Genomic DNA, 10,033 nt, shown 5'->3' on the forward strand with positions numbered 1-10,033 from the left:
TTCGCCGCCGCAGGGCCCGAAGAAACTGAATCGGATGAAGGGGTCGCCCCGGCCGGATCGAATTCGTGGAACACGACGGGGCGATCGCATCGAGGGGTTGGACGGCAACGACGTGATCGAGGGTCTGGGGGGCGATGACTATATCCTGGGTGGCGCTGGCATCGACCGGCTTGTGGGCAGCGGCGGAAATGACACGCTGGTCGGCGGGCGCGGGGCGGACGTGCTAATTGGGGGCGCGGGCAACGATGTGCTGATTGCGGGCGAAACAACTGATTTTCTGCGCGGATTCCAGGAAGCGACGGAAACTTGGGGGGCGATCGCCACGAATGTCCTGAAGGGCGGAAAGGGCAACGACCTGCTGGTGGGCGGTGGACGCAGTGATCTGATGATTGGAGGCGCGGGCCGCGATACATTTGTCCTCGCCAAGCATGGCGGCCTTGATGTCATCCGAGATTTCAAAGTGGGCACGGATGTCATCGGGCTGGCGAAGGGGTTGACCTTCAGCGAACTGCGGATTCAGCAGTCGAGCCGGGGGGCCCGCATCTTGCTAAATGGTTCGGATGAGGTGATTGCGGAACTGTCGGGCGTGCAGGCGAACAGGCTGACCGCTGCCAGCTTCGTGCCAATGACGCGGCTACCGCTTTAGCCCAATCATCCGGGGCTACTGCGTCAGAGTGGATGCTCTGACCTCGCCCTGAAGCCGCCAAAATGGAATTTTTTCTAAATCTGCTGTTTTGACGACAGAATCTGATCTGACCGCCGAGCAAGTATATTGGCATATCGTCAAGTTTGCTTGCATCGCTGCGACTAGCAGAGGGGTCAGCCAATGGTCAGAAAAAGAGTCAGACGACAGAATTGGTTTTGGGGGTGGGCGTGGGTCGGGCTACTGGTGGGATTGTTGGGATCTTGCAATGTGGCTTCCAATGTGGCTCCTGAGTCAGCGCCACCCATCGCACAGGAGCCAGTCACGCTGACGGTTTCAGCAGCGGCCGACCTAAGCTACGTGTTTCCCGAAATTGGCAAGCAGTGGGAGGCGGAAACCGGACATCGGGTTACGTTTAACCTGGGTTCGACCGGACAATTGGCCCAGCAAATTGAGCGGGGCGCACCCGTGGATTTATTTGCCGCAGCCAACCGGAAATTTATCGAAGATTTGGATGAGAAAGGGCTGATTCGCTCCGAAACGAAGGCGCTGTATGGCGTGGGGCGAATTGTGCTGTGGCAGAGAGCAGACAGCCCTCTAGAACTGAAAACCCTGCAAGACTTGACGAAGCCGGAGGTGACACGGGTTGCGATCGCCAATCCAGACCACGCACCCTACGGGGTCGCCGCCCGCGAAGCGATGCAGTCTGCCGGGGTTTGGGATGCGATTCAGCCCAAGCTGGTTTTTGGGGAAAACATTAAGCAAACCCAGCAACATGCCGAAATGGGGAATGTGGAAGTGGCGATCGCCGCTCTGTCGATTAGCGTCGGCAAACCCGGAAAATGGACGCTGATTCCGGCTGAATTGCACCAGCCGCTGGAGCAAATGCTGGCCGTGCCCAAGACCGCGCCGCATCCTGAACTGGCTCAGCAGTTTGCCACATTTATCAATGGGGAGAAGGGTCGGCCCCTGATGAGAAAATACGGTTTCGTTTTGCCGGGAGAGGAGCTAGCCCTATGATTTGGCAGCCGTCGATCCTCTCTCTCCAAGTCACCTTGGTCGCCAGCGCTTTGATTCTGGTGTTTGGGCTGGGGCTGGGAATTTTTTTGGCGCGGGTGCGGTTTCGGGGACAGATTTTTGTGTCTACGTTGCTGAATTTGCCGCTGGTGCTGCCACCCAGCGTCGTGGGCTATTTTTTGCTGCTGGCCCTGGGACGCGGCAGTCCGATTAGGGAATGGCTGAAGATTAATTTGCTCTTTACTTGGCAGGCGGGGGCGATCGCCTCGGCCGTGGTGGCGCTGCCGCTGATGGTGGAATCGACCCGTGCGGCGATCGCCAACGTCAGCCCAGAGCTAGAGGCCGCCGCCCGCACGCTGGGTTCAACGGAGCCAGAAGTGCTGTGGCGGATTACCCTGCCGCTTGCCCATCGCGGCATTTTGGCAGGCTTTGGGCTGAGCGTGGCGCGGGGATTGGGAGAATTTGGCGCAACGCTGATGGTGGCAGGCAGTATCCCCGGCCGCACCCAGACCCTCCCCCTGGCAATTTACGATGCCGTGCAAATGCAGCGCTATGGACTGGCAAATACGATGGTGCTGATAATGACGGCGATCGCCTTTGCTCTGTTGTGGTGGGTGCGGCATTTGGAGTCCAAACAGTCTCCGTCGCAGTCGCCAATTGCGTTTCGCCCAGGGATCAACTCAGAGGTCAACCCAGATGAGCCTATTGGTGGATATTCAGAAGCGGCTCCCCAGCTACACCCTGAACGTGGCCTTCAGCGCTGAACGAGAGCCACTCGGCATTTTGGGCGGGTCAGGATCGGGCAAAAGCATGACCCTCCGCTGCATTGCGGGCATTGAAACCCCCACCAGCGGCACCATCGTGCTGAACAATCGCATTCTCTACGACTCGCGCAAAGGCATTAACCTCCCCAGCCGCGATCGCCGCGTGGGGTTTCTGTTTCAAAACTATGCGTTGTTTCCGCATCTCACGGTCGCCCAAAACATCGCTTACGGACTGAATAAGCGCCAAGGGTCAAAACAAGAAAAGCGAGAACTCGTCCAAACCGTCGAAGCGCAGCTTGGGCGCGTTCGACTTGCCGGATTTGGCAACCGCTATCCTCATCAGCTTTCCGGCGGACAACAGCAGCGAGTTGCCCTTGCTAGAGCGCTGGCCCCCAATCCCGATATCCTTCTGCTCGACGAACCTTTTTCTGCCCTCGATACTCACCTCCGCAACGAGCTAGAAAAGCAGCTCATCAAAACCCTGGCAGATTACAACGGCATCACTCTGTTTGTGAGCCACAATCTGGAAGAGGCCTATCGCGTGTGTCAGCGACTGCTTGTGCTTTCTTCGGGAACCGTGATTGCCAATGGATACAAACAGGACGTGTTTAATCATCCGAAAACAATGCCCGTTGCCCAACTGACCGGATGCAAAAATTACACCCGAATCCAGCCCATCAATCAGCAAACGGTACGCGCTCCGGATTGGAACTGCACCCTTCACACGGATGAACCCGTCTCTTCAAAACACACGCACATTGGCATTCGGGCGCACCATATCCGCTTTTCCCATCCGCCCCACCCGCCCAATACCTTTCCCGCTTGGCTAGCCTGGATCAGCGAAACGCCTCATCGTATGACGCTATTCCTCAAGCTGGGCAACGCACCCCGCTATGCCGAAGACTATCACCTCCAGGCAGAGGTCTTCAAAGAGGAATGGGAACGGCTGAAAGATCGTCCCCAACCGTGGCATCTCACGCTAGATCCGCTCCGGCTTTTGCTGCTGGAATAAGTTGCCAAAACTCGGCCTGTCCCACCTGCATCTTCCATGCCAAAATGCCGATAGCCATTAACCGCGTTCCCTCCGTCCTGTGAAACCCGAACACGACCTTTGCAATAATCTGAAGCAAGTCCGGCTGCGGCTGGGCATGAGCCAGCAAGACCTAGCGGCGATCGCCGGAGTGTCGCGCCAAACCATCGGCGGCGTAGAGGCGGGACAATACGCACCATCCACAACCGTCGCACTGCGGTTGTCTAGGGCGCTGGGCTGCCAGGTCGAAGACCTGTTCTGGCTGGAGCAAGATGCGGTGGAGTTGGATGCGCTCCCGACCCAAAACTTTCCGACGGATCAGGCAACCCGACTCAGCCTGGCCCGAGTGGGTGGTCAGTGGATTGCACACCCGCTAAAGGGGAACGCCGCCTTTCGGACAGAAATGGTGCCTGCGGACGGGGAAGGCCGCTACGATTCGACCACCCAAATGCTGCGCGTCCACCTGCTCGACGATCTGGAAAAGCTGCACCGCACAGTTGTCATCGCGGGCTGCACGCCAGCCCTGTCGCTGTGGGCGCGGGCGGCCGAGCGCTGGCATCCCGACCTGCGCGTACATTGGACGCTGGATAACAGCATGTGCGCCCTGGATCGGCTCTGTTGCGGAGAGGTGCATCTTGCGGGAATGCATCTCTACGATGCGGCCACGCGAGATCACAACGTTCCGTTTGTGAAAACTGCCCTGCAAACGCAAGCTGCCCTGCAAAATGTCTCTGCTGTGGTGATTAATTTGGGCAGTTGGGAAGAGGGGTTGCTCATTCAGCCTGGAAACCCGCTGCATCTCAAAACGATTGAAGATCTGACTCGACCGGACGTAAATATTGTGAATCGGGAAGCGGGGGCGGGCAGTCGGCAGGTGTTAGAGCGATCGCTCCAGGCAGCAGGCATTCCGCCGCAAGCGGTTCGGGGATTCGACACCCTGGCAGCGGGGCATCTGGAGGTGGCCAGGGCGATCGCCACTGGGCAGGCAAGCGCAGGCGTTAGCACTGCATCGGTTGCCGCAGCGTTTGGGCTAGAGTTCATCCCGCTGCACCGCTCTCGCTATGATCTGGTAACGCTCCAACCCTATCTCGAAGAAGCGCCCGTGCAGCAGCTTTTGAATACGCTGGGTCATCGTCGGGTTCTGTCGCAGTTGCAAACGCTAGGCGGTTACGATACCAGTCAAACGGGGGATATTTTGAGTACCGTTATGTCTTCTTGAGTCCGTACATTTGTGACAGTATTTTGCATCCTGATTGAATCCGTAAATTATGTCTTTTACTGTTCCCAAAATTGCGGCAATCGCCCCCACTTGGCTATCATCTTCAGAGTCAACAATCCTCTCTTCCGAAGACGTTCATCTGTGGCTCATGAATGTCGAAAGCTGTGCAGAAAATCTGTTATTGTTTGAGCAAATCCTTTCACCTGATGAACAGGCCAGAGCCGCAAAGTTTCGGCAAGAGGGCGATCGCGCTCGATTCATCATCGGTCGGGGCATTTTGCGACACCTGCTCAGTTGCTACACCGGGCTTGCGCCGTCTGCCATTTGCTTTTCCTACAATTCCTACGGCAAGCCCGCCTTGAAGTCCCTATCCAACGCCACGCCGCCACTGCAATTCAACCTGTCGCATTCTGGCGGGCTGGTGCTGTACGGATTCACGCAGGAGCATCCGATTGGGGTTGATCTGGAGCAGCATCGACCGCTGGATGTGCTTGCTCTGGCGCAATCTGTCTTCTCTGAATCAGAACGCGCTGTGCTAAACCCTCTGCCCCCCGCTGAGCAACTGACTCAATTTCTGCAACTCTGGACGTGCAAAGAAGCCTACGTGAAGGCAATTGGTCTAGGATTGAGCGGGCTAGAGCAGGTGGAGATGGCGATTGCCTCCGATGGCTCTGTGTACCTCGCACCATTCACAAAAGCATCGTCACCACATTCATACTGGCGGATTCAGCCTGTGTCACTCGGCGATCATGTTTCTGCTGCTTTTGCAGTCAACATACAAAGCTTTAACCTGTGCTGCTACCAGATTCGCCATGTTCAAGATCTAGGCATCTCCCAGAGAGTGTTTGAAAAGTCGAAAATCATGCACCCTCCTCTCTCAACCCCTTCTTCTCCAAAGGGAAAAGGGGAGCCAGGTTCCGGTTCCCTCTCCTCAGGAAGAGGGCTAGGGTGAGGGCAGTTCGGGACACAATTTATGACACAACTTACACTTTTCAAACATCCTCTAACCCCCTTAGCCCAACTCACTGCTGATGTATCCCCGAATTGCAGAAACAGCCACCACTCGCGGCGAGGCTAGATAGTTATTCCCTGTGGGATCGCCGCTGCGCCCCTTGAAGTTGCGATTGGTGGCGTAGATGCCGTTCTCGCCCGCCTCCAAAACGCCCCTGCCCGCGTTGATGCAGGCTCCGCAGCCCGACTTGAGAATTGTTGCACCCGCCGCCTCCAGGATCTGCACATAGCCCAAGACCTCGGCTTGTTGCAGCACTGCTTGCGACGCAGGGACGACAAACAGGCTGACCTGGGGCGCAACTCGGTTCCCGTTTAGCACTGCTGCCGCTTCGGCCAGGTCATGCAATTTGCCGCCCGTGCAGGAGCCGATAAACGCCTTGGTGATGGGAACCCGCCCCAACTGGCTAATGCCCACGACCTGATCGGGCTTGGGCGGACAGGCGACTTGGGGTTCTAGATGGGTCAGGTCAAACGTGTAGGTGCGTTCGTATTCTGCATCCGCATCACTGGCGATCGCCCTCCCCAGTTCTGCCATCGCCTCATCCTCCAGTCGTTCTTCCAAAGATTCGCTAGTGCGTTCCCTCTGGCGTTCTGCCAGATACTTCCACGTCACCGCATCAGGCGCGATCAGTCCGCACAGCGCCCCACATTCCACCGCCATATTCGCCAGCGTCATCCGCTCGTCCATCGGCATTCGGGCGATCGCCCCGCCGCAAAACTCCAGCACCCGCCCGATCGCCCCGTCGCAGCCCAACTGCCCCAGCAAAAACAGCATGATATCTTTGGCGCTGATCTCTGGTGCAGGCGTTCCCTCCAGGCAGATTCGCAGCGTCGGCGGCACGCGGAGCCACAGGTCGCCCGTCGCCAGCAAATTTGCCATGTCCGTCGTGCCGATGCCCGTGGAAAAGCAGCCAAACGCGCCATAGGTGCAGCTATGGGAATCCGTCCCTGCGATCACCATGCCCGGCCGCACAAACCCCCGCTCTGGCAGCAGCACATGGCAAATGCCCGCCGCCTCTCCGGGCGACACCACATCCAGCAGGTGGCAGCCTTGCTCCTCCGCAAACTGGACCATTTGCTGATAAAGCAGGTCAGCTTTGGGGTCAACCCGAATGTCGTTGATTTGAATAAAATGATCTGCCACCAGCACCAGGCGATCGCGCTCCCAAATCCTTGCTGACTCACCGAAATGCTGGTAGAAAAGCTGTGCTACCCCAGCGGCGATCGCATCGTGGGACATCGCCAAATCCACCCTGGCAAACACCACCTCACCGGGCTGTACAAACGCATTGCCCGATGCCCGCGCCAGCAGCTTTTCTGCCATCGTCATGGGGCGGTGCGGCGTGTCGCTGGGCGGCAGGGCCATGTCTCCGCGCAATCGCTGCTGGTTAAAGGCAAACAGCCCGCCTGCCTGCGTAATCGCTGCCACAATCGGGTGAGATTCTGCTTCGCCTAAGTGCTTTAAGGGCAAACCGATATTGATGCTGTTGCGGTAAAAAATATCGGCAAAGGACCGCGCCCGCACCTCGCGGATACCCGCCGCTTTTAGGGCGATCGCCGCGATTTCTCGACTAGAGCCACAGCCAAAGTTTGCGCCTGCTTCGATCACGTCATAATTCATGAGCTGATCAATGCCGATGATGTGTTCCAGTGCGTACCGCTTCAGATGCGCCGGATCGAGATTAGTTCCTCGCTTTGCGGGAATAATGTCATCCGTATTGATATCATCGCCCAGGCTTAAAACTTTCTCAGATTGATTCGCAGGATGATTCTCAGGCGCGTTCATAGGGCTTTGAATGATTTAGCTTTTGAATTGGTTGGCTTTTGAATTGGTTAGCTGTTGAATCAGTTGCTCCGTGAAGGCTTTCGTATTCACAAACCGATCTTCTGCCGAGGCCACTAGGTCGGCTGTGCGATAGCCTGCCTCCAGCAGATGCTCCTGGGCGATCGCCAGATGAGCCGCTGCGGTCCCCTCGCCCCACTGCCGCAACATTAACTCCACGCTGGCCAGCGTTCCCATCGGATTGGCAATGCCCTTGCCTGCAATATCTGGCGCAGTGCCGTGAATCGCCTCGTACAGGCCAAAGCCGTCTGCGTTTAGGCTGGCAGACCCCAGTAGCCCAATCGACCCGGCGATCGCCCCGCCAATGTCGCTGAGGATGTCGCCAAACAGGTTGCCCGCCAAAATTACGTCAAACTGCTGCGGATTCATCACCAACTGCATCGCCAGATTGTCCACCAGCATGGGCACCAGCGCCACATCGGGAAACGCCGCCGCTTCTTCCTGCACCAGCCGCGTCCAGGGAAGGCAGGGCAGCGCATTTTCCTTGTGGGCGATCGCCAGTTCCCTGCGCCGCTGCTGGGCCTGCTGAAGCGCAACGCGGGCAATCCGCCGAATTTCAGAATCGGCATACTGCATCGTGTGAAAGCCGTAGGGGGCCGTCCCATCCACCCCGCGCCCCGACGGGCCAAAGTAAATGCCGCTAACCAACTCCCGCACGAATAAAATGTCCACGCCGTCTAGCTTTTCCGGCTTGATCGACGAGCGATGCCGCAGACTTTTGACCGGGCGCACCGGGCGCAAATTGGCAAACAGGTCAAACCGCTTCCGCAACTCCAGCAAGCCCGCCTTTGACACCGCCCCGAATAAAATGCCGTCTGCCCCCTCGCAGAGCCGCGCCGTCGCCTCCGGAAACCCTGTGCCAAACTGCTGTACGGCGGGTTCTCCCACCAGCCCATACGTCACCCGCACCGAAAAACCATGCAGTGTCGCCAAATGCGCCAGCACCGCCAGCGCCGCTTCTACGACCTCTGGGCCCACCCCTTCCCCCGGCAGCGCCACCAACCGATATTCTCGAATCCCCACAATCCCCACTTCCCACAGCAAACCTATGGATGATAATACGTCTGGCAGGAGATCGGGATCAGGGGGTCAGGTTTTAGGGATCAGAATGATATTAAATCCGTTTTATTGCTGGCGATCGCGGTGAGTAGGGCTGCGCTCCCTGAGGTAGCAAGCTTTCCTAAGGTTGGCGGTCGCGGCAGTGCTTAAAGAGCTTGTTTCAGTATCCGAGCCAGCAAGCCTTGGGGGAAGCTTTCCCCCAAACCCCCGCTTGGGGGACGAAGCGCGTCCCCCAAACCCCCTCCGACCTCTGTTCTGCATAAGCATTAGGGATGGCGGGCCGTGCTTACGGCGGTCGGAGAGGGAGCTAGGACACTTGAAAGTCGTTCTGCCCCTGACTCCTGACTCCTAACCCCTGACCCCTGACTCCTGACTCCTGAAACCTACATCGGATGCGTTTTACGAAGACTAAGAGGCTCTATCGATTGTTGATCAGCATGGCGGCGCTGTACGTAGCGGCCTGTGGGCTGGTGTGGGCGGGGCAGACGCGGCTGATTTTTCGTCCCGATGCTGACATTCGCACTACGCCGGATGCGGTAGGATTGCGCTACGAAACCGTCGATTTGCCCGTAGGGACGGGGCGGGTGCGCGGCTGGTGGATTGGCGCGAATCGGGACGACGCACCGACGGTGCTATATTTCCACGGCACAGGCAGCAATTTGGGGGATCTGCCTCGACTGGCAGCGCAGATTCATGAATTAGGCTGGGCGGCCTTTTTCATCGACTATCGCGGCTATGGCGAGAGCCAAGGCAGCTTTCCTAGCGAACAGTCGGTCTATGCCGATGCGATCGCCGCCCTCGACTACCTCACCCAAACCCGCCGCATTCCGCCACAGCGCATCGTGGTTATGGGAAGATCCATCGGAGGGGCGATCGCCCTCGACCTGGCAGCCCACAATCCCGACCTGGCCGCCCTGGTTGTCGAAAGCTCGTTTACTTCCATGCGAGACATGATCCGTCACTTTGTGCCCGTGCCGCTTTTGCCTGTGGATCTCTTGCTGCATCAGCGGTTTGATTCCCTGGCAAAAGTGCGATCGCTCCAGATGCCGCTGCTGGTGATCCACGGGACGGGCGATCGCGTCGTGCCTGTCCACATGGGGCAAGTGCTTTATGAGGCCGCGCCGCCGCCCAAGGAACTGCTGCTGATTCCCCAGGCGGGCCACAGCAATTTGCGACGAATTAACCGGACGCTGTATTTCCAGACGCTCCAGCGCTTCGTTACGCGCTACGCTGAGCCTGCTGAAAAAAAATCATGCGATCGCCCCATGAAACTGCTCAAATCGGCACTTTTTCCAAAACTTCGATTTTTTTCAAAACAACATGGTGAAAAACGGTGGGCACATTGCAAAACACCTGGTCTGGCGGTGGCTTGTGGCGCTAGCGTTGCTGCTGGGCATCCTGTTTCGGGGGTATGGGCTGGGCGATCGCGTGTATTGGGTGGATGAAG

Annotated in this window: 9 protein-coding genes; 7 read left to right on the forward strand and 2 right to left on the reverse strand. The window is 57.8% G+C overall.

What is annotated here, in order from left to right; translation table 11 throughout:
* The 6 genes from IGS51_RS18745 to IGS51_RS18770 all read left to right on the forward strand — a co-directional run.
* Window positions 1–646: calcium-binding protein (locus IGS51_RS18745; RefSeq protein WP_367279379.1), on the forward strand; the 646-nt coding region annotated here is incomplete at its 5' end.
* Window positions 647–913: 267 nt separating this feature from the next.
* Complete coding sequence (gene modA, locus IGS51_RS18750; RefSeq protein WP_297080314.1) at window positions 914–1,663, forward strand: molybdate ABC transporter substrate-binding protein; 750 nt, start codon at window positions 914–916, stop codon at window positions 1,661–1,663.
* Window positions 1,660–2,424: a molybdate ABC transporter permease subunit gene (gene modB / locus IGS51_RS18755; protein ID WP_297080315.1), complete on the forward strand. Its 765-nt coding sequence runs from the start codon at window positions 1,660–1,662 to the stop codon at window positions 2,422–2,424. Before modA ends, modB begins: the two co-directional genes overlap by 4 nt.
* Window positions 2,357–3,436: a sulfate/molybdate ABC transporter ATP-binding protein gene (locus IGS51_RS18760; protein WP_297080316.1), complete on the forward strand. Its 1,080-nt coding sequence runs from the start codon at window positions 2,357–2,359 to the stop codon at window positions 3,434–3,436. Before modB ends, IGS51_RS18760 begins: the two co-directional genes overlap by 68 nt.
* 79 nt (window positions 3,437–3,515) lie before the next feature.
* Complete coding sequence (locus tag IGS51_RS18765; protein ID WP_297080317.1) at window positions 3,516–4,673, forward strand: substrate-binding domain-containing protein; 1,158 nt, start codon at window positions 3,516–3,518, stop codon at window positions 4,671–4,673.
* A 49-nt stretch (window positions 4,674–4,722) separates the two neighbouring features.
* The gene (locus IGS51_RS18770) at window positions 4,723–5,625 is read left to right on the forward strand and encodes a 4'-phosphopantetheinyl transferase superfamily protein (protein WP_297080318.1); all 903 of its coding nucleotides are present in this window, start codon (window positions 4,723–4,725) and stop codon (window positions 5,623–5,625) included.
* Between the two features lie 60 nt (window positions 5,626–5,685).
* Here IGS51_RS18770 and IGS51_RS18775 read toward each other — a convergent pair whose 3' ends face one another.
* Window positions 5,686–7,470, reverse strand: coding sequence for an aconitase/3-isopropylmalate dehydratase large subunit family protein (locus IGS51_RS18775; RefSeq protein ID WP_297080319.1), 1,785 nt, complete (start codon window positions 7,468–7,470; stop codon window positions 5,686–5,688).
* A 15-nt stretch (window positions 7,471–7,485) separates the two neighbouring features.
* Entirely contained in the window at window positions 7,486–8,571 is a 1,086-nt protein-coding gene (leuB, locus tag IGS51_RS18780; RefSeq protein ID WP_297080320.1) for a 3-isopropylmalate dehydrogenase, read from the reverse strand.
* A gap of 452 nt (window positions 8,572–9,023) precedes the next feature.
* On the opposite strand from leuB, the gene IGS51_RS18785 reads away from it, so the two are divergent.
* On the forward strand, window positions 9,024–10,031 hold the full coding sequence (locus tag IGS51_RS18785) for an alpha/beta fold hydrolase (RefSeq protein WP_297080321.1): 1,008 nt from the start codon (window positions 9,024–9,026) through the stop codon (window positions 10,029–10,031).
* The last annotated feature ends 2 nt before the right edge of the window (window positions 10,032–10,033 follow it).

Source organism: Thermoleptolyngbya sp. M55_K2018_002, assembly GCF_015295965.1.
GTDB lineage: Bacteria > Cyanobacteriota > Cyanobacteriia > Elainellales > Elainellaceae > Thermoleptolyngbya > Thermoleptolyngbya sichuanensis.